Origin of the sequence: Pseudomonas sp. RA_5y_Pfl1_P24, from assembly GCF_963970945.1 — a bacterium.
GTDB classification, from domain to species: domain Bacteria; phylum Pseudomonadota; class Gammaproteobacteria; order Pseudomonadales; family Pseudomonadaceae; genus Aquipseudomonas; species Aquipseudomonas tritici.
The window spans coordinates 204,172-223,700 of record NZ_CAXAOJ010000007.1 but is presented as its reverse complement, the minus strand read 5'-3'; the positions used below and the strand labels follow the sequence as shown (position 1 = coordinate 223,700).

Here is a 19,529-nt window from a genome sequence, read left to right as displayed (position 1 = left end):
GCCTACCCACCCGCTAGAAAGCAAAACGCCAGCACGAGGCTGGCGTTTTGCTTGTTCAGGCCGCGATCAACGCGGCATGACCGGGTTGCGGCCGTCGCTGCCACGTGGCGGCAGGCCGGTGTGCTGAGTGAGGATCTGGGTGGTGGTTTCCTTGGCGACCTTGTGGCTGCCGGCTGGCGTCGAGTTCTAAACGGCGCCGTCGTCAGTGCAAAGGTGCATGCGCTGATGTGTGGCGTGCGTATGAGTCTAGGTGGTGAATCTACCCCGTCAGCGGGCTTTGTGCTTGGCGATCATGGCTTCGCGCAGGTGGCGGATTTCCAGCAGCTGACGGCGCATTTCCCGATGGCGTTTACTGTTCAGCAACAACAGTCCAAGCATTGGGAACAGTAACCCTATGACATAGGCAGCCATATGCGGCCGATAGCCATAGGTCGGTAATACGATCAAAAAGCACACCACGTAGAAGGCGACGATGGCCCAAACGCCCCAGGTTCTCCCCCTGATCATGACGAAGTGGCTGAACGCCAAGAGCAGCCCCAAGACAACCGCCGCCACAAAGGAATAACGCGCTCGCTCTGGTTCACCGCGAAAAAAGGTGCTCGATGCCAATGAAATGGCAGCGGATAGGGAAAAACAGGCAAGGAAAAATGCGCAAATAAACGCAGGGAAGTACTCAGCCAAAAAAGCTTTTAACGAGACTTGGCGCACCATCACTCAAGCTCCTCGTATAACCCTACTGCAATGGTTCGAATGTTGCCGGACAAGGCACTCCCGGTGAAACCAATGGCGGCACCGAGGGAATCCCTGATCTGCGTAACGGTAGCGTGATTGATCTGCGTCGCCGAATAGCGCTTCACCAACTCACCGGAGCGCTGGCGCAACTTCAACAGCTTATTGCTCAGGCGTGGGTCTTTCAGGCTTAGCAACTCGTTGGTGAGCGCCTTACGTTGCTGCCGGGTCAAGCCCTTGGACAACTCGTACCAGCTTCTACCCGTCGTTGCTTTTCGAGCCTGCAACAGTCGAACAGTTGTCAGGGAAGAGGCGCCGACGCCCAACAGCGAAGCCGCGTCCAATACCGGCATTGCATAGCGATACCATTCCTCGTTGTCCATATCGTCGTTGGCGGTCGGGTCGTTGAGTTCGTTGAACGTTCTCATGCCTCCAACCACGCACTGCGCGGTACTGGCCGCCGCAGCGGTGGCGCCGAGGCCCGCCACTACCAGGCTCGCGCCACCCGTGAACGGTACGGCGACAGTGCCGCTGAACACCACAATCCAGCCCAGAATCGCACCGGCACAAGACAAGGTCGTATTGACGGCCTCCCCCACGAGTCGAGACTCACGCGGATTATTGGTCACCTGATCGGCAAACTGTGCGGGGGCTATGTACTTCTGCGCTTCACGAAGAATGATGCGCTTGGGCTTGATGCTGCAGATGGGCTTGAATTCGCGCAGGGTCACGACATTGAAGTCGGCGTCGATATACACGACACCTGCGCCGACGATGCCGGGGTCAGCGTCGATGGCCGCAAACAGCCGTGGCAGGTTGATCTGGCTTTCAATGCGCTGGCGGGCCATGAATTGCGAGCGGTTGAAGTCCATGCCGATGTCGAGCAGGGGGTTCCCCATGGGGTGATCTTCCTTGAAATAGGTGGTGTCTGAACTGACGCCTTCGCGAGCAAGCCCGCACACAGTTGACCGGGTTTCAACATTGGAAGGCGGTCCACTGTGGGAGGTGACTTGCCTGCGATAGCAATCTAATGCGCGCCACCTTAACAAACAGCCTACCCACCCGCTAGAAAGCAAAACGCCAGCACGAGGCTGGCGTTTTGCATATTCAGGCTGCGATCAACGCGGCACGACCGGCTTGCGCGCAGGCTTCTTGCCTTTGCCCTTCGCCGCATCGGTGCGTTCTTTGGCCGCCTGCTTATTACGCGCCATGGCCGCAGCCTTGGCTTGCTCACGTTTATCCCACGGGTTGCTGCCGTCGCTGCCGCGCGGTGGCAACCCGGTGTGCTGGGTGAGGATTTTGGTGGTGGTTTCCTTCGCAACCTTGTGGCTGCCGGCCGGCGTCGAGTTCTTGCGACGCGCGCTCTGGTAGCTGTCGGTGCTCGGCTGATGCAGCGGGATCAGTTGCTCCTTGCCCGGCCCGATCAGGTCGGCGCGGCCCATGCGGGTCAGCGCTTCACGTAGCATCGGCCAGCCTTTCGGGTCGTGGTAGCGCAGGAACGCCTTGTGCAGACGGCGCTGATCTTCGCTCTTGACGATGGTCACCGCGTCGCTCTTGTAGGTGACCTTGCGCAGCGGGTTCTTGCCCGAGTGGTACATCGCGGTGGCGGTGGCCATCGGCGACGGGTAAAACGCCTGCACCTGATCGGCGCGGAAGCCGTTGCCCTTGAGCCATAGGGCCAGGTTCATCATGTCTTCATCGGTGGTGCCGGGGTGGGCAGCGATGAAGTACGGGATCAGGTACTGCTCTTTACCGGCTTCCTTGGTGTACTTCTCGAACATGCGCTTGAACTTGTCATAGCTGCCAATGCCCGGTTTCATCATCTGGTTGAGCGGACCTTCCTCGGTGTGTTCCGGGGCGATCTTGAGGTAGCCACCGACGTGGTGGGTGACCAGCTCCTTGACGTACTCCGGCGACTCGACGGCGAGGTCGTAGCGCAGGCCGGAGGCGATCAGAATCTTCTTCACACCCGGCAACGCACGGGCGCTGCGGTACAGCTGGATCAACGACGAGTGGTCGGTGTTCAGGTTCGGGCAAATACCAGGGAATACGCACGACGGCTTGCGGCACGCGGATTCGATTTCCGGGCTCTTGCAGGCGATGCGGTACATGTTCGCGGTCGGGCCGCCGAGGTCGGAGATCACCCCGGTAAAGCCCGGGACCTTGTCGCGGATCTCTTCGATCTCGCGAATGATCGACTCCTCGGAACGGTTCTGGATGATGCGGCCTTCGTGCTCGGTGATCGAGCAGAAGGTACAGCCGCCAAAGCAGCCACGCATGATGTTCACCGAGAAGCGGATCATGTCGTAGGCCGGAATCTTTTCCTTGCCGTACACCGGGTGCGGGACACGTGCGTAAGGCATGCCGAACACGTAGTCCATTTCTTCGGTGGTCATGGGAATGGGCGGCGGGTTGAACCACACATCCACTTCACCATGTTTTTGCACCAGCGCGCGGGCGTTGCCTGGGTTGGTTTCCAGGTGCAACACGCGGTTGGCGTGAGCGTAGAGCACTGCGTCGCCACGGACTTTTTCCACCGACGGCAGGCGGATCACGGTTTTGTCGCGGGTCATGCGCGGGCTGGCCAGGATCTGCACAACCTTGGCTTCGTCCGGATCATCAACCGGACCTTTTTCCTGCTCAATGGCGCAAGCCTGGGTGTCCTGGGTGTTCACGTACGGGTTGATGATTTTGTCGATCTTGCCCGGACGGTCGATACGCGTGGAGTCCACTTCGTACCAGCCAGCCGGGGTGTCACGGCGAATGAACGCAGTGCCACGCACGTCGGTGATGTCTTCGATCTTGTGGCCCCACGACAGGCGCTGGGCAACTTCGACGATGGCCCGCTCGGCGTTGCCGTACAACAGGATGTCTGCGGCGGCGTCGATCAGGATCGAGTTACGAACGCGATCCTGCCAGTAGTCGTAGTGAGCGATGCGGCGCAGGGAGGCTTCGATGCCACCGAGCACGATCGGCACGTTCTTGTAGGCTTCCTTGCAACGCTGGCTGTACACCAGGCTGGCGCGGTCCGGGCGTTTGCCGGCCATGCCGCCGGGGGTGTAGGCGTCGTCGGAGCGGATCTTCTTGTCGGCGGTGTAACGGTTGATCATCGAGTCCATGTTGCCGGCCGCGACGCCAAAGAACAGATTCGGCTCGCCAAGCTTCATGAAGTCGTCTTTGGACTGCCAGTTCGGCTGCGCAATGATCCCGACGCGGAAGCCCTGAGACTCCAGCAGCCGGCCAATGATCGCCATGCCGAACGACGGATGATCAACGTAGGCATCACCGGTGACGATGATGATGTCGCAGGAATCCCAGCCAAGCTGATCCATCTCCTCCCTGCTCATTGGCAGGAATGGCGCAGGACCGAAACATTCGGCCCAGTACTTGGGATAGTCAAATAACGGCTTGGCTGTTTGCATGACGGTGACCGGTGTTGAGATGAAAAATCGCGGGCGCGGAATATAGCACAAAATTTGACCAATTCCGACCTTTGCAGTCGGAATTGGAGGCGTTCATTTACTCGTCTTCGAAGTTGTAACTGCCTGGCGCAAGGTTTTCGAACCGGGTGTATTTACCGATAAACGCCAGGCGCGTGGTGCCGATCGGGCCGTTACGCTGCTTGCCGATGATGATCTCGGCGATGCCCTTGTGCTCGGTTTCCGGGTGATACACCTCGTCGCGGTACACGAACATGATCACGTCAGCATCCTGCTCGATCGCTCCGGATTCCCGCAAGTCGGAGTTGATCGGGCGCTTGTTGGGCCGTTGTTCCAGGGAACGGTTGAGCTGGGACAGCGCCACCACTGGGCAGTTGAATTCTTTGGCCAGGGCTTTCAACGAGCGAGAAATCTCGGAAATCTCGTTGGTTCGGCTGTCACCGCTGGAGCCGGGGATCTGCATCAACTGCAGGTAGTCGATCATGATCAGGGCAATGTCGCCATGCTCACGCACCAGGCGTCGGGTGCGCGCGCGCATTTCCGAAGGGCTGATACCGGCCGTGTCATCAATGAACAGCTTGCGGTCGTTGAGCAGATTGACCGCCGAGGTCAGGCGCGGCCAGTCATCGTCTTCCAGGCGACCAGCACGTACTTTGGTCTGGTCGATGCGGCCCAGGGATGAAAGCATCCGCATGATCAGCGATTCACCTGGCATCTCCAGGGAGTAAACCAGCACCGCCTTGTCACTGCGCAGAACGGCGTTTTCCACCAGATTCATCGCGAACGTGGTTTTACCCATCGACGGACGCCCCGCAACGATGATCAAGTCAGACGGTTGCAGGCCGCTGGTCATGCCATCGAGGTCGGTGTAGCCGGTGGACAGGCCGGTGATCGCGTTGTCGGTGTTAAACAGGGTATCGATACGGTCGATGGCTTTGGTCAACAGGTCGTTGACGCTGACCGGGCCGCCCGTCTTCGGCCGCGCTTCGGCGATCTGGAAGATCTGCCGCTCGGCTTCGTCGAGGATTTCCTCGGCTGTACGCCCTTCCGGGTTGAAGGCACTGTCGGCGATTTCAGTGGCAATGCCGATCAATTGACGCAACGTTGCCCGCGCGCGGACGATCTGCGCATAGGCCTTGATGTTGGCGACCGACGGGGTGTTTTTTGCGAGCTCACCCAGGTAGCCGAGACCGCCCACCTGTGAGGTCTGACCTTCCTTGTCCAACTGCTCGGCAAGGGTCACGACGTCGATGGGGGAGTTCTGATCGGCCAGCTTGGCGATGGCGCGGAAGATCAAGCGGTGGTCATGGCGATAGAAGTCACCGTCCGAGACTTGATCCAGCACGCGCTCCCAGGCGTTGTTGTCCAGCATCAAACCACCGAGCACGGCCTGTTCGGCCTCGATGGAGTGCGGCGGCACCTTCAGGGCAGCGGTTTGCAGATCGTATTGCTCGGGAGCTGAAATATCGTTCATGGCCACTTGGAATTAGGGGTGTGTAAAAAAACAAAAGGCACGACCTGTAAACAGGATCGTGCCCGATGTTAACCGGCTGTCACGCAAGGTGCCAGCCAGTTGGGTCTTGCTTAAGCAGCTACCACGACAACGCGTACGGTGGCTTCAACTTCGGCGTGCAGGTGCACGGCTACGTCGAATTCGCCTACGTTGCGGATGGTGCCGTTCGGCAGACGAACTTCGCTCTTCTGCACTTCAACGCCGGAGGCGGTCAGTGCATCAGCGATGTCGTGGGTGCCGATCGAACCGAACAGCTTGCCTTCGTCACCGGCGGTGGCAGTGATAGTCACTTCCAGCTCAGCCAGTTGGGCAGCGCGAGTTTCGGCCGAAGCTTTTTTGTCTGCTGCTGCTTTTTCCAGCTCAGCACGACGCTCTTCAAACGCAGCCAGGTTGGCAGCGGTTGCAGCGGTGGCTTTGCCGTATGGCAGCAGGTAGTTACGACCGTAGCCGGCCTTAACGTTCACTTTGTCGCCCAGGTTGCCCAGGTTGGCGACTTTTTCCAGAAGGATCAGTTGCATGTGAAAATCCTCTAACTTTTAACCTTCACCGTTCGCGTCATCGGCGTCTTTCGGCGCCAGACGACCGCGAAAATCAATCAGGCCGTCGACAATGGCCAGAACCACGAGTAACGGATAGATCAGCTGCATGAACAGCAACATCGTTACGTACAACCCCACCAGCCAAAACTTGGCCAGGCGCTTCTGCGCGACCAGCCCGTGAATCAGGGCCAGTCCGGCGAACATCAGCGGTACGCTGCAAAACAGCACCATCAAGGCCATCTGCGAACCGAGGTTCGGTCCGATAACCATGAGTGCAAGCAGCAACATCGCTGAGCCCACGGGAATTCTGATACTGCGAAACTCGCGACCAAAACCACCCGGGTTGTACAACAACGCCTGCCAATATCGCCCAAGCATCAGGCTCAACAAGCTGACGATCTGCATCATTACCGCCATCAGGCCGATCAGGGCCGGTGTAATCAGTGTTGCCAGTCGCGCTCGCTCATCTACCGACAACTGCTGGTAGAGTTCCCCGAGGGCCATCGGCAGGATCTTGACGATCTCTTGCGACAGCGCCTCGATTTGCGGGCGGAAAGCCGCGTCAATCAACACCGAAAACACCAACCCCAATGCCACGCTGACCAGCAGCGTGCGGACCCAGGACTCACTTGCGCGCAACACCAACGCAAGGCTCGACGACCCCAGCAGTACCAGAAGTACCTTGGGTTCGCCCAGTTGCAGCCACCAGATCAAGGCGGCCAACACTCCCAGGGCCAGGACGCCAACGGCGCCCTGCAAACCGCGCCGCAGGAGCACAAGGCATCCAGCGGCAGCACCCAACCAATACAACAACGGCAATGCTGCACATCCAGCCACTACCAGAGTGGCCTGCACACGACCGCGCATGATGAACTCAGCTAAGGCGCGCATGCATTCAATCCCTTACTACTTGTCGACTGCCCGGTCTCAGCGGCCGTGGCTGTCGGTGTAGGCCAGCAGGGCCAGGAAGCGGGCGCGCTTGATAGCGGTGGCCAGCTGACGCTGATAACGTGCTTTGGTACCGGTGATACGGCTTGGAACGATTTTGCCGGTCTCGGATACGTAGGCTTTCAGAGTGTTGAGATCTTTGTAATCGATCTCTTTCACGTCTTCAGCGGTGAAGCGGCAGAATTTACGACGACGGAAGAAACGTGCCATTTGATAGGCTCCTTAAAAGGTCCGTGGATTACTCGTCAGCGTTATCGCTGTTGTCGCTGTCATCACTATCAGCGCTATCAGCGCCTTCGTGCTCAGGACGGTCGCGACGCTCACGGCGCTCACTGCGGTTTTCTTCAGCCTTGAGCATCTCGGATTGGCCGGTAACGGCTTCTTCGCGACGGATGACCAGGTTACGGATCACTGCATCGTTGTAGCGGAAGTTGTCTTCCAGCTCGGCCAGGGCCTTGCCAGTGCATTCAACGTTCAGCATCACGTAGTGAGCCTTGTGAACATTGTTGATTGCATAGGCCAGTTGACGACGGCCCCAATCTTCCAGACGGTGGATTTTGCCGCCGTCTTCTTCGATCAGCTTGGTGTAACGCTCTACCATGCCGCCGACTTGCTCGCTTTGATCCGGGTGGACCAAAAAGATGATTTCGTAATGACGCATGAATGCTCCTTACGGGTTGTAGCCTGCCGCTCAAAAACGGTCAGACAAGGAGTGAATGACACTTATGGATCTTGCCAAAGGGAGGCACATCGGTGCCCGCCAGGAAGGCAAGGGGCGCAATTGTAGAGAAGGGGGAGGAACGGCGCAAGGTGATTGGTGATTATTTGAACAATCCTCCAAACACCCTAAAACAGATATGGGAGCGGGCTTGCTTGCTCCCATATTTTCGACCTGCGCCAGACTTGGTTATTTCTTAGGCTTGGTTATTTCTTAGGCTTGGTTTTGGCCTTGGCGCCACGCTGGCGCTGGGCTTCAAACAGGCACACGCCGGTAGCAACCGACACGTTCAGACTGCTGACACTACCCGCCATCGGCAAATGCACCAGGTAATCGCAGTGCTCACGGGTCAGGCGACGCATGCCCTTACCCTCGGCACCCATGATCAAAATGGTCGGGCCGGTGAGGTCTTGGTCATAAATGCTGACCTCAGCCTCGCCTGCCGTACCCACGATCCACAGGCCACGCTGCTGGAGTTTCTCCAGGGTGCGCGCCAGGTTGGTCACAGCCACCAGCGGAATCACTTCCGCCGCGCCGCAGGCCACTTTACGCACGACTGGCGTCAGGGTGGCCGACTTGTCTTTAGGCACAATCACTGCCAGCGCGCCGGCAGCATCCGCCGAACGCAGGCAAGCGCCGAGGTTATGCGGGTCGGTCACGCCGTCCAGCACCAGCAACAGCGGGGCACCTTCGGTACGGTCAAGCAGCTCGTCGAGCATGGCTTCACCCCAGACCTGACTCGGACTGACGTCTGCAACCACGCCTTGGTGAACGCCCTCAACCCACACGTCCATTTCCCGACGCTCAGCCTGACCGATAGCCACCTTGTTTTGGGTGGCCAGTTCGACCAGCGCTTGCACGCGTGGCTCGCTGCGACCTTCTGCCAGCCACACTTGCTTGACGCGCTTAGGGTGGTGACGCAGCAGTGCTTCTACGGCATGCACGCCGTAGATTTTTTCCAGACTCATGACTTGGCCTTAGGTTTGCGCGACCCACCGCTTTTCGCGGGGGTCGAACCCGCTTTGGGCGGGCCTTTACGGTGCTTACTTGGCTTGCTCGACGGGTTTTCGTCCCCGCGAGACTTTCCCCCAGACACCGCTTTACCACCGCTTTTGGCTTCGTTGAGCAACTGCTGCTTCAACTCGCGGCTTTTGCGCAATTCGGCGTTTTTCGCCGCTGCGTCGCTTGGGCGGTAGGCCTCAGGAGCCTTTTCCTTGGTAGACGAGCGACGACCCGCCTTGGCTGGCGCAGGCTCGGCGGCTGCCGCTTTCGCGGAAGTGCCCCTGCCTTTGCCGGCTGGCGCAGTAGGTTCGCTGCCACGTTTTTTACGGCTGCCCGGCGCCTCGGCAGGCTTCTCAGGCATACCGAAGTCGATCTTGCGCTCGTCAAGGTCGACGCGCATGACCTGCACTTCAACCGTGTCACCCAAACGGAAGCTACGACCGGTGCGCTCGCCCGCGAGGCGGTGATGCACAGGGTCAAAGTGGTAGTAGTCACCCGGCAAGGCGGTGACATGCACCAGACCCTCGACGTAGATATCGGTCAGTTCAACGAACAGACCAAAGCCAGTCACCGCTGTGATCACACCCGGGAACGACTCACCCACGCGATCCTTCATGAACTCGCACTTGAGCCAGTTCACTACGTCGCGAGTGGCTTCGTCTGCACGGCGCTCGCTCATGGAGCATTGCTCGCCCAACTGTTCCAGCGCCGCTTCGTCGTACGGATAGATCCGCGCCTTCGGAATGGTCATCGCACCGGCACGCTTGACGTGCGGGGTGTTTTGCTTGGAATGGATCACGCTACGGATCGCACGGTGAGTGAGCAGGTCCGGGTAACGGCGAATTGGCGAGGTGAAGTGGGTATAGGCTTCGTAATTCAGGCCGAAGTGGCCTTGGTTATCAGCGCTGTACACCGCTTGACTCAGGGAACGCAGCATCACGGTCTGGATCACGTGGTAATCCGGACGGTCCTTGATGCTCGCGAGCAGCGCCTGGTAATCCTTCGGCGATGGGCCATCTTTGCCTTTGTGCAGGGACAGGCCCAACTCACCGAGGAATGCACGCAACTTCTCCAGACGCTCCGGCGGCGGACCGTCGTGCACCCGGTAGAGCGCAGGAATTTCGTGCTTTTTCAGGAATTCAGCAGTGGCCACGTTGGCCGCCAGCATGCATTCCTCGATCAGTTTGTGAGCATCGTTACGCGTGGTCGGGGTGATCGCGGCGATCTTGCGCTCGGAACCGAAGACAATTCGGGTTTCCTGCGTTTCAAAATCGATCGCGCCACGTACGTGACGGGCACCCAGCAACACCTTGTACAGCGCATAGAGCTGCTTGAGGTGCGGAACCACGCCGGCGTACTCGGTACGCAGGGCCTTGGCTTCGCTGGTTTTCGGCGTTTCCAGGATGGTGCTGACCTTGTTGTAGGTCAGGCGCGCCTGGGAGTGGATCACCGCTTCATAGAACTGGTAGTCGGTCATTTCGCCGGTTTTCGAGATGGTCATCTCGCACACCATGGCCAAACGGTCGACTTTCGGGTTCAGGGAGCACAGACCGTTGGACAGCTGCTCAGGCAGCATCGGGATCACGCGCTCAGGGAAGTACACCGAGTTGCCGCGCACCTGGGCTTCGCTGTCCAGGGCCGAACCGATTTTCACGTAGCTGGACACGTCGGCAATGGCGACAAACAGCTTCCAGCCACCCGAGAACAGGCGCAGCTTGCCAGGCTTGGCTTCGCAGTAAACCGCATCGTCGAAGTCGCGGGCATCTTCGCCGTCGATGGTGACGAACGGCAGATGACGCAAGTCGATGCGTTTTTCTTTGTCTTTTTCTTCAACTACCGGCTTGAGCTTGGCGGCTTCTTTCAGCACAGCGTCAGGCCAGACGTGAGGAATATCGTAGGTGCGCAGCGCAACGTCGATTTCCATGCCCGGCGCCATGTAGTTGCCGACCACTTCAACGATATCGCCCTGTGGCTGGAAGCGCGGAGTTGGCCAGTGGGTGATTTTCACCTCGACGAACTGACCGACCTTGGCAGCGCCATTGCGGCCCGGGGTAATCAGCACTTCTTGCTGGACCTTCGGGTTATCCGGCACAACAAAGCCGATACCGCCTTCTTCGAAGTAACGACCGACAATGGACTCGTGGGCGCGGGACACCACTTCAACGATCACACCTTCACGACGACCACGACGGTCCAGGCCGGAAACGCGGGCCAAGGCACGGTCGCCGTCGAATACCAGGCGCATTTGCGCCGGGCTCATGAACAGGTCGTCACTGCCGTCGTCCGGGATCAGGAAGCCGAAGCCGTCACGATGGCCGGCAATGCGACCCAGGATCAGGTCGAGCTTATCCACAGGCGCGTAGGTGCCACGGCGGGTGTAGATCAGTTGAGCGTCGCGCTCCATGGCACGCAAACGGCGGCGCAGGGCTTCGAGCTGGTCTTCGGTGGTCAGACCGAATTCTTCAACCAGTTGCTCACGGCTAGCAGGCGAACCCCGATCAGCGAGATGCGCCAGGATCAGTTCACGGCTAGGAATAGGGTTTTCATATTTTTCCGCTTCACGAGCGGCCTCGGGATCGAGGGACTGCCAATCGGCCATTAGAGAGTTTTCACCTTGTCTATATACGGGTTAGTTTGGCATACGCGTATTGAAACGGGAAATTTCAGGCACGAACAAGCCGTTAAAAGCACTTTACAGCTTCCGAAATACAGCTTGCACGCCCGGCGGTGATATTTTCCAGTTTTTTTTGATAGCGGGGGTTTACAGTACAAATACCACTCCGTATAGTGCGCGCCATCGACGACGGCAACGTTGTTGATGCTGCCCAGGTGGTGAAATTGGTAGACACGCCAGCTTCAGGTGCTGGTGATCGCAAGGTCGTGGAAGTTCGAGTCTTCTCCTGGGCACCAAATTCAGATCAAACCCGCGAAAGCGGGTTTTTTCGTTTCAAGTCTTTGATTTTTAAAGCAAAACCCGATTTATTTTTTCGAATCAGGGGTTTACAGATCAAAAACCCCGCCGTATAGTTCGCCCATCGACAGCGGCAACGTTGCTTGATAATGCCCAGGTGGTGAAATTGGTAGACACGCCAGCTTCAGGTGCTGGTGATCGCAAGGTCGTGGAAGTTCGAGTCTTCTCCTGGGCACCAAATTCAGATCAAACCCGCGAAAGCGGGTTTTTTCGTTTCCGGGGATTGAAAACATTAGCGTGGAAACTTCCCCCGCGATTTCGCCCTCGTCCGCACTTGAGAAGTTTTATCGTTTATCCTTGTAAGTATTTGTTGAATACAAGTGAGGAACAACCCGGATGATGATCCGCGATACCCATCTCAAGACATCCCTTCTGCGTGGCCTGACCATCACTCTGCTCGGCCTGACCCTGCTCGCGCCCACTGCCTATTCCGCCGACAAGGTCTCCCTGACCCTGTACAACGGCCAGCACAAAGAAGTCGGTGATGAACTCGCCAAGGCCTTCGAAGCCAAGACCGGCATTCACGTCAACGTACGCAAAGGCAGCAGCAACCAACTGGCCAGCCAGGTCGCCGAAGAGGGTGACCGCTCCCCTGCCGACGTGATCTACACCGAAGAATCGCCACCACTGAACAAACTCGGCGAACAAGGCCTGCTGGCCAAAATCGACGCGAGCACCCTCGACGTATTGCCCAAGGATTATGTCGGCGCCAATGGCGACTGGATGGGCGTGACCGCACGCACCCGCGTCGTGGCCTTTAACCCAAAACTGATTGCTGAAAAAGACCTGCCGAAATCGGTGTTGGATTTCGCCGGCCCCGAGTGGCAAGGCAAGGTTGGCTTCGTGCCCACCAGTGGCGCATTCCAGGAGCAGGCCGTGGCGATCATCAAGTTGCACGGTCGCGAAGCCGCCGAAGAATGGCTGACCGGCCTGCGTGCCTTCGGCAAGGTGTACAGCAATAATATGGTCGCCCTCAAAGCCGTGGAGAACGGCGAAGTGGCCACTGTGCTGGTGAACAACTACTACTGGTTCGCGCTGAAGAAAGAAAAAACCAACCTGGACTCCCAGTTGCACTACTTCACCAATGGCGATGCCGGCGGCCTGATCACCGTGTCTTCGGCTGCAGCGCTGAAATCCAGCAAGCACCCCAAGGAAGCGCAGCAACTGTTGGCGTTCATGGCCAGCGAAGAAGGCCAACGCGTGATCACCAACACCTCGGCTGAGTACCCGCTGCGCAAAGGCATGGAATCCAAGCGCGGCCTCAAGCCTTTCAGTGAGCTGCAACCTCCGAAAGTCACCCCTGCCGACTTGGGCAACGCCGAAGAAGCCCTGGAACTGGAACGTGACGTTGGCTTGAACTGATGAACCCATCGCTATCCGCCCCTGCCACGCGCAGGGGGTTCAGCCCAAAGCGCAAGCGCCCTTCTATCTGGCTGTTACTGCCCGTGCTGTTGCTGGTTGGCCTGAGCCTGCTGCCGCTGGCGTATGTCGGGCTGAAGGCCTGGCAGGCCGGCTGGGCGGAAGCGGTGCACCTGCTGTGGCGCCCGTACGTGTTCGGGCTGCTGCGCAACACCCTGGCGCTGATGGTCGGCGTGACGCTGGCATGCGGCGTGATCGGCCTGTCGCTGGCCTGGCTGCTGGAGCGCAGCAACCTGCCGGGGCGACGCATATGGGGCGTGATTTTATGCCTGCCGTTTGCGGTGCCGGCATTTGTCAGCAGCTTTACCTGGGTCTCGCTGAGCGCCAACTTCGAAGGGCTCGGCGGCGCGATCCTGGTGATGAGCTTGTCGAAATACCCGCTGGTGTTTTTGCCAGTGGCGGCGACGCTGCGCAACCTTGATCCCTCACTGGAAGAGTCGGCCCGCACCCTGGGGCTGAATCGCTGGAGCGTGTTCTTGCGCGTCACATTGCCTTTGCTATGGCCATCGCTGCTGGCCGGGGCACTGTTGATCGCGCTGCACATGCTGGTGGAATTCGGCGCGCTGTCGATTATCGGACTGCAGACCTTTACCACCGCGATCTACCAGCAATTCGAACTGGAATTCAGCAATGCCAACGCCGCGATGCTCTCGGCAGTGCTCCTGGTGATGTGCCTGACGCTGTTGTGGTTGGAGTTGCGCGTGCGCGGCAAGGGCCGACATGTGCGCATAGGCCAAGGCGCAGCGCGGCACGCCGAGCAGGTTCGACTAGGTAAGTGGGCACCGCTGGGCCAGGCGTATTGCCTGGTACTGGCGATCATCGGCAGCGGCATACCACTGGGGATGCTAGGTTACTGGTTGGCAGTGGGCTCTTCCGCCGCATTCCCGGTGGATAAGATCAGTGAAGCGTTGTTGTCTTCGTTGGCACTTTCTCTCGGCGGTGCGGCGCTGTGCTTAGTATTGGCGGTGCCAGTGGGCCTGCTAGTAGTGCGTTACAAAGGCCAACTGGCAATCTGGGCCGAGCGCCTGCCGTATCTGCTGCACGCCCTGCCCGGCCTGGTGATTGCGCTGACGCTGGTGTATTTCGCCCTGCATTACGTGCCGGCGCTGTATCAGACATCGGCACTGTTGTTGATCGCTTATGCGTTGTTGTTTTTGCCACTGGCCCAGGCGCCGATTCGTACAGCACTGAACAAGGCCGCGCCGCAGCTGGAAGAGGCCGCACGTACGCTGGGGGCGTCGTCGTTCAGTGCGTTTTTCCGAGTGACGCTGCCCATTATTTTCCCGGCATTGGGTGCAGCGTTTGCGCTGGTGTTTCTGGATGCGATGAAGGAATTGACGGCGACGTTGCTGCTGAGCCCGACCGGGTTGAATACATTGGCGACGGCGGTGTGGGCGCATACTTCGAATGTCGAGTTTGCGGCGGCGGCGCCGTATGCGGCGTTGTTGATTCTGGTGTCGGGGTTGCCGGTGTACCTGCTGACGACCCGGATGTATCTGAGCCGCTGAGACCGCTATCGCGGGCAAGCCCGACACCCACATTTGGAATGCATTCCAAGGCGGGAGCCAGGCTTGCTCGCGATGACGCCGGAACAGGCGACGCTAGGCCCGGAACTGTCCCAGGCTTGCCTTCAATTGCGCCGCCAACCCATCCAGCACCTTGCCACTGGCCGTCGTCTCCACCACCGCCTGCGCAGCACGCTCAGCCTGGGCATGGATCACTTCAACGCGACCACGCACCGCATGCGCGCCCTGCGCCTGATGCTCAGCCGCGCGCGTCGCCAAGCCAATCGCCGCATGCACCTGCTCCACCGAGGCCTGCATCGTCTGCTGCAAGCGCACGCTATCGCGCAGCACCAGCAAACCTTCATTGGCCTGGCGTCCGGCCTTGCCGATGGTTTCCACCGCCTCACGGGCGCCTTGCTGCAACGCCACGATATGCGCCTGGATATCACCGGTGGAGCTTTGGGTTTTACTCGCCAGCGCGCGCACCTCGTCTGCCACCACGGCAAAGCCGCGACCGGTCTCACCCGCGCGGGCTGCTTCGATCGCCGCATTGAGCGCCAGCAGGTTGGTTTGCTCGGCGATGCCGTGAATCACGGTCAGCACCACCTCGATCTGCTCGCTTTGCTGGGCCAGACGCTCAATCACTTGGGAGCCTGCCTGCACCTGGCCCGCCAGCGCCTCGATCAAACTGCCGACCTGCGCCGAAGTCCGCGAGTTCTCATCCGTGGCCTGGCGAATATCCACCACCTGCTGCAACGCCGCCTGCATCGCATGGCTTTCGGCTTGCGCTTCGTCTGCCATTTGCGACAGCGCGCGCAAGCTCTCGGCCACTTCATCACGCTGCAAGCCCGCCGCCGCATCAGCACCGGCATTGCGCAAGGTCATGGCGCCGATTTCCACGCCAGTACGCTGGGCCACATCCCCCGCCTCGCGGACGATAGGCTGCAACTTATCCACAAAGCGATTGACCGCCGAGGCCATGTCGCCGATTTCATCCTTGCTGCTGATCTGCACACGCTTGGTGAGGTCGCCCTCACCCGCCGCCAGGTCATCCATGGCTGCGATCAGCAGCTTCAAGCGGTTGACGACACGGCGCCCCAACACGATGGCGATCAGCAGCAATACACCAAAACCGACCAGCGCGAGCCCCATGCCGATGCGCCAGCGTAAGGTGCCAGCAGCCTCCTGAACGGCGCTGGTGGTATTGGCGGTCATCTGGGTGGCCGTGGCTTGCGCGGATTGCAGGCGGGCGCCCATGGCGGCCGCGCTATCAGCCGACGCGCCTTTGAGGCTGTCGCCGACCAGTTGATCGCCGCTGGCAATCAGCGCCGCGAAACGCTTGTCCAGTGCCTGCAGGTCGGCTTCAACCGACACGGTCGAAACACCCATACGGACTTTGCCAATTTCTACCCCATTGGGGCTGATAGACGCCTCGACGTAGTACACGGAAGGGTCGTTCTTGGCCGCGTCGAGCACCTTATCCAATGCGCGATCACCCACTCCCTTGGCCAGCAGCGCCTGGTTGATCGGATTCTCGCGATTCAGGTAGCGGGTCAAATGCTCACCCGCGGCGTCGTCATAAACTACAAATAGTACGTTGGGATTGCGCTGCGCACGGCGCGCAAACTCCGACAACGTCGGCACGTCGCTGTCCCACATGGCGCGAGGCGCTACAGAGGCCAGTAGTTGCGCCATGTCATTGGCGGAGTCTTGCAGGTCTTTTTCCAGGGTCGCACGCAGCTGCTTCTGCTCTTCTTGCAGGCGGGTCGAAAGCCCTGCTGTCAGGCGCTGACGGGTGCTGCTAGACAAGCTATCCAGACTGGACGTGACTTCTTTACCAGCCTGCGCCAGTTCGCCAGACAGTTTCTGGCTATCGATGCCCAGGCGATTGCCCAGATCAGCCTCCAGCGCCGTGACCGTGCTGCGTGTGAGAGCAACCGCTACCAGCACTTGCACCAAAAGAGCGATACCTAGGGTAACGAACACCGGCCGCAACAGACGGCTTTGTAACAATGAGAGAACGGCAGACATCGGGAATCCCTCGACCACGGGTGCCATTAATTTGATAGCACCGCGAAAGAGAGAACCAAAGCAAAGGTCGTGCCGCTAAGGCGACGGAAACGACAAAGGGCTCCATTAGGAGCCCTTTGCTTTTTACATCAACAGCTTATTAAGCGAACGGGTGACGCAGAACGATGGTTTCGTTGCGGTCCGGACCTGTCGAAATAATGTCGATGGGTGCGCCGATCAGCTCTTCAACACGCTTGATGTAGGCACGAGCGTTAGCTGGCAGCTCTTCCAGGGTTTTGGCACCCACGGTCGATTCGGTCCAGCCCGGCACTTCTTCGTACACAGGCTGCAGGCCCACGTAGCTGTCAGCGTCAGTCGGGGCAACGTCCTTGCCTTCTGCATCTTTATAGCCGATGCAGATATTGATGGTTTCCAAGCCGTCGAGTACGTCCAGCTTGGTCAGGCAGATCCCCGAGATGCTGTTCACATCGATAGCGCGACGCAGGATAACGGCGTCGAACCAGCCACACCGACGAGCACGGCCGGTGGTTGCGCCGAACTCGTGGCCTTGTTTGGCCAGGTGCGCACCGACTTCGTCGAACAACTCAGTCGGGAATGGACCTGAGCCTACACGGGTGGTGTAAGCCTTGGTGATGCCCAGGATGTAGTCCAGGAACATAGGACCAACGCCCGAGCCAGTCGCAACGCCGCCCGCGGTGGTGTTGGAGCTGGTCACGTACGGGTAGGTACCGTGGTCGATGTCCAGCAACGAACCCTGGGCACCTTCGAACATGATGTCCTTGCCAGCGCGACGCAGGTCGTGCAACTCAGCCGTCACGTCCAGCATCAGCGGCTTGAGCAGCTCAGCGTATTCCTTGCACTCGGCCAAGGTCTTTTCAAACTCGATGGCCGCCTCTTTGTAGTAACCCACCAGCATGAAGTTGTGGTAATCCACCAGTTCACGCAGCTTGTCTTCGAAGCGCGGCATGTTCAGCAGGTCGCCAACACGCAGGCCACGACGAGCCACCTTGTCTTCATACGCAGGGCCGATGCCGCGACCAGTAGTACCGATCTTCAGCTCGCCACGCGCCTTTTCACGGGCCTGGTCCAGCGCTACGTGGAAGGACAGGATCAGCGGGCAGGACGGGCTGATACGCAGGCGCTCGCGCACCGGTACGCCTTTCTCTTCCAGCTTGGTGATCTCGCGCAACAGGGCGTCAGGTGCAACCACCACGCCGTTGCCGATCAGGCACTGCACGCCTTCGCGCAGCACTCCCGACGGGATCAGGTGCAAAACGGTTTTTTCGCCATCGATGACCAGGGTGTGGCCAGCGTTGTGGCCACCTTGGTAGCGCACTACGGCGGCAGCATGTTCGGTCAGCAGATCAACGATCTTGCCTTTGCCCTCATCACCCCATTGGGTGCCCAGGACTACGACATTCTTACCCATAACACTTGTCCTCATTCGCGCAAACTTGGTGCCGGCGATGGCCGGCAGGAAAACTCAAGAAGCCAGTGGCGATACTTGCCAAAGCCCGTTCTGCAGAATCAATTGCCGGTCGCAGTCCGCTTCACGGGCGGCGGCCAATGGCTGACCAGGCAAGGCCTGGACAACGCGCTGACCTTCACTGCGCAACTGGCAAACCTGCTGCCAGAGTGCTGCGTCCGTACTGTCGGGCATCCAGATGCCACCAGACGGCATCTCGACCTCAGCACGCCCCAGCGTCACCAGGGTTTTCAAATCGGTGGAAAAGCCGGTGGCCGGACGCGCACGGCCAAAATCGGCGCCGATATCGTCATAACGACCGCCTTGGGCGATGGCTTGGCCGACGCCTGGTACAAACACCGCGAACACCACACCGGTGTGGTAGTGATAGCCGCGCAACTCACCCAGGTCAAAATACAGCGGCAGCTGCGGGAACCGTGCCGACAACTGCTCGGCAATCGCCAGCACATCGTCCAGCGCAGCCAGTACTGGTGCCGGCGCATTGGCCAGGCGCTCACGCGCAGCCACCAGCACTTCACGGCCGCCGCACAGGTTCACCAGCGCACGCAGCATGTCGGCCAGATCGGCAGGCACGCCAGCGGTCAGGGCAATCACTTCATCGATGGCCTTGCGTTGCAGGGCATCGAACAACTGTTGTTCCACTTCACCGGACAAACCGGCTGCGCGGGCCAGGCCACGGTAGATACCCACGTGGCCCAAGTCCATGTGGACATCAGGTACTTCAGCCAATTGCAGCATGGCCAGCATCAAGCTGATCACCTCAACGTCGCTGCTCGGGCTGGCATCGCCGTACAACTCGGCACCCAATTGGATCGGGCTGCGCGAAGACGACAGTGCACGCGGTTGCGCATGCAGCACGCTGCCGGCATAGCACAGGCGGCTAGGGCCTTCGCGACGCAGGGTGTGTGCATCAATGCGCGCCACTTGCGGCGTGATGTCGGCACGAAAGCCCATTTGCCGGCCCGATTGCGGGTCGATGACTTTGAAGGTGCGCAGATCCAGGTCCTGGCCCGCGCCGGTCAGCAGGGATTCCAGGTACTCGATATGGGGGGTCACGACAAACTCGTAACCCCAGCTCTGGAACAGATCCAACACCTGGCGACGCGCTACTTCAATGCGCGCAGCCTCCGGTGGCAGTACTTCTTCGATGCCATCTGGCAGCAGCCAGCGGTCTACCGTTGCCATTACGCCATTCCCCTATGATCCGGGCGGCCAGCCCTCGGCCGAG

At 59.5% G+C, this 19,529-nt stretch carries 15 protein-coding genes, 2 tRNA genes and 1 pseudogene; 4 read left to right on the top strand and 14 right to left on the bottom strand.

Annotated features, from left to right (window positions below):
• Window positions 1–81 precede the first annotated feature (81 nt).
• The 11 genes and pseudogenes from AACY30_RS27470 to rnr form a co-directional block, all read right to left on the bottom strand.
• Window positions 82–186 (bottom strand): annotated as a pseudogene (locus AACY30_RS27470) (hypothetical protein); the annotation flags it as partial.
• Between the two features lie 81 nt (window positions 187–267).
• Window positions 268–711, bottom strand: coding sequence for a hypothetical protein (locus AACY30_RS13980; protein WP_339415669.1), 444 nt, complete (start codon window positions 709–711; stop codon window positions 268–270).
• Complete coding sequence (locus AACY30_RS13975; RefSeq protein ID WP_339471483.1) at window positions 711–1,628, bottom strand: NAD synthetase; 918 nt, start codon at window positions 1,626–1,628, stop codon at window positions 711–713. The genes AACY30_RS13980 and AACY30_RS13975 overlap by 1 nt, the downstream gene beginning before the upstream one ends.
• A 219-nt stretch (window positions 1,629–1,847) precedes the next feature.
• Complete coding sequence (locus tag AACY30_RS13970; RefSeq protein WP_339415667.1) at window positions 1,848–4,151, bottom strand: YgiQ family radical SAM protein; 2,304 nt, start codon at window positions 4,149–4,151, stop codon at window positions 1,848–1,850.
• 97 nt (window positions 4,152–4,248) lie between these two features.
• Window positions 4,249–5,643 (bottom strand): replicative DNA helicase, encoded by a 1,395-nt coding sequence (dnaB, locus tag AACY30_RS13965; protein ID WP_049710289.1) that lies wholly within the window; start codon window positions 5,641–5,643, stop codon window positions 4,249–4,251.
• A 110-nt stretch (window positions 5,644–5,753) separates the two neighbouring features.
• Complete coding sequence (rplI, locus tag AACY30_RS13960; protein ID WP_003171376.1) at window positions 5,754–6,200, bottom strand: 50S ribosomal protein L9; 447 nt, start codon at window positions 6,198–6,200, stop codon at window positions 5,754–5,756.
• 18 nt (window positions 6,201–6,218) lie between these two features.
• Entirely contained in the window at window positions 6,219–7,112 is an 894-nt protein-coding gene (locus tag AACY30_RS13955) for a hypothetical protein (protein WP_339540500.1), read from the bottom strand.
• A gap of 36 nt (window positions 7,113–7,148) precedes the next feature.
• A complete protein-coding gene (gene rpsR / locus AACY30_RS13950; RefSeq protein WP_002551829.1) occupies window positions 7,149–7,379 on the bottom strand; it encodes a 30S ribosomal protein S18 in 231 nt (76 codons plus the stop codon).
• A gap of 28 nt (window positions 7,380–7,407) precedes the next feature.
• Window positions 7,408–7,830, bottom strand: coding sequence for a 30S ribosomal protein S6 (rpsF, locus tag AACY30_RS13945; protein ID WP_003236224.1), 423 nt, complete (start codon window positions 7,828–7,830; stop codon window positions 7,408–7,410).
• Between the two features lie 263 nt (window positions 7,831–8,093).
• Entirely contained in the window at window positions 8,094–8,855 is a 762-nt protein-coding gene (gene rlmB / locus AACY30_RS13940; RefSeq protein WP_065889097.1) for a 23S rRNA (guanosine(2251)-2'-O)-methyltransferase RlmB, read from the bottom strand.
• On the bottom strand, window positions 8,852–11,488 hold the full coding sequence (gene rnr / locus AACY30_RS13935) for a ribonuclease R (RefSeq protein ID WP_339540499.1): 2,637 nt from the start codon (window positions 11,486–11,488) through the stop codon (window positions 8,852–8,854). The genes rlmB and rnr overlap by 4 nt, the downstream gene beginning before the upstream one ends.
• Window positions 11,489–11,712: 224 nt before the next feature.
• On the opposite strand from rnr, the gene AACY30_RS13930 reads away from it, so the two are divergent.
• From AACY30_RS13930 to AACY30_RS13915, 4 genes are all read left to right on the top strand, one after another.
• Window positions 11,713–11,799: transfer RNA gene (locus AACY30_RS13930), tRNA-Leu, on the top strand.
• Between the two features lie 152 nt (window positions 11,800–11,951).
• Window positions 11,952–12,038 (top strand) — tRNA-Leu (locus AACY30_RS13925).
• Between the two features lie 158 nt (window positions 12,039–12,196).
• A complete protein-coding gene (locus AACY30_RS13920; RefSeq protein ID WP_339540498.1) occupies window positions 12,197–13,222 on the top strand; it encodes an extracellular solute-binding protein in 1,026 nt (341 codons plus the stop codon).
• Complete coding sequence (locus tag AACY30_RS13915; RefSeq protein WP_339540497.1) at window positions 13,222–14,787, top strand: ABC transporter permease; 1,566 nt, start codon at window positions 13,222–13,224, stop codon at window positions 14,785–14,787. Before AACY30_RS13920 ends, AACY30_RS13915 begins: the two co-directional genes overlap by 1 nt.
• Window positions 14,788–14,880: 93 nt before the next feature.
• Here the strand turns inward: AACY30_RS13915 and AACY30_RS13910 are convergent, their stop codons facing one another.
• The 3 genes from AACY30_RS13910 to AACY30_RS13900 form a co-directional block, all read right to left on the bottom strand.
• On the bottom strand, window positions 14,881–16,815 hold the full coding sequence (locus AACY30_RS13910; protein WP_339471477.1) for a methyl-accepting chemotaxis protein: 1,935 nt from the start codon (window positions 16,813–16,815) through the stop codon (window positions 14,881–14,883).
• Between the two features lie 139 nt (window positions 16,816–16,954).
• Entirely contained in the window at window positions 16,955–18,244 is a 1,290-nt protein-coding gene (locus AACY30_RS13905) for an adenylosuccinate synthase (protein ID WP_339415659.1), read from the bottom strand.
• Window positions 18,245–18,298: 54 nt separating this feature from the next.
• The gene (locus AACY30_RS13900; protein WP_339540496.1) at window positions 18,299–19,486 is read right to left on the bottom strand and encodes an ATP phosphoribosyltransferase regulatory subunit; all 1,188 of its coding nucleotides are present in this window, start codon (window positions 19,484–19,486) and stop codon (window positions 18,299–18,301) included.
• Window positions 19,487–19,529 lie beyond the last annotated feature (43 nt).

What these genes read in the sequence shown, in the direction of transcription:
- AACY30_RS13970 (WP_339415667.1), bottom strand. Translation starts at nt 4,151, where the DNA reads ATGCAAACAGCCAAGCCGTTATTTGACTATCCCAAGTACTGGGCCGAA.
- AACY30_RS13980 (WP_339415669.1), bottom strand. Translation starts at nt 711, where the DNA reads ATGGTGCGCCAAGTCTCGTTAAAAGCTTTTTTGGCTGAGTACTTCCCT.
- rplI (WP_003171376.1), bottom strand. Translation starts at nt 6,200, where the DNA reads ATGCAACTGATCCTTCTGGAAAAAGTCGCCAACCTGGGCAACCTGGGC.
- dnaB (WP_049710289.1), bottom strand. Translation starts at nt 5,643, where the DNA reads ATGAACGATATTTCAGCTCCCGAGCAATACGATCTGCAAACCGCTGCC.
- AACY30_RS13900 (WP_339540496.1), bottom strand. Translation starts at nt 19,486, where the DNA reads ATGGCAACGGTAGACCGCTGGCTGCTGCCAGATGGCATCGAAGAAGTA.
- AACY30_RS13920 (WP_339540498.1), top strand. Translation starts at nt 12,197, where the DNA reads ATGATGATCCGCGATACCCATCTCAAGACATCCCTTCTGCGTGGCCTG.
- AACY30_RS13975 (WP_339471483.1), bottom strand. Translation starts at nt 1,628, where the DNA reads ATGGGGAACCCCCTGCTCGACATCGGCATGGACTTCAACCGCTCGCAA.
- AACY30_RS13910 (WP_339471477.1), bottom strand. Translation starts at nt 16,815, where the DNA reads ATGTCTGCCGTTCTCTCATTGTTACAAAGCCGTCTGTTGCGGCCGGTG.
- AACY30_RS13915 (WP_339540497.1), top strand. Translation starts at nt 13,222, where the DNA reads ATGAACCCATCGCTATCCGCCCCTGCCACGCGCAGGGGGTTCAGCCCA.
- rpsR (WP_002551829.1), bottom strand. Translation starts at nt 7,379, where the DNA reads ATGGCACGTTTCTTCCGTCGTCGTAAATTCTGCCGCTTCACCGCTGAA.
- AACY30_RS13905 (WP_339415659.1), bottom strand. Translation starts at nt 18,244, where the DNA reads ATGGGTAAGAATGTCGTAGTCCTGGGCACCCAATGGGGTGATGAGGGC.
- AACY30_RS13955 (WP_339540500.1), bottom strand. Translation starts at nt 7,112, where the DNA reads ATGCGCGCCTTAGCTGAGTTCATCATGCGCGGTCGTGTGCAGGCCACT.
- rlmB (WP_065889097.1), bottom strand. Translation starts at nt 8,855, where the DNA reads ATGAGTCTGGAAAAAATCTACGGCGTGCATGCCGTAGAAGCACTGCTG.
- rnr (WP_339540499.1), bottom strand. Translation starts at nt 11,488, where the DNA reads ATGGCCGATTGGCAGTCCCTCGATCCCGAGGCCGCTCGTGAAGCGGAA.
- rpsF (WP_003236224.1), bottom strand. Translation starts at nt 7,830, where the DNA reads ATGCGTCATTACGAAATCATCTTTTTGGTCCACCCGGATCAAAGCGAG.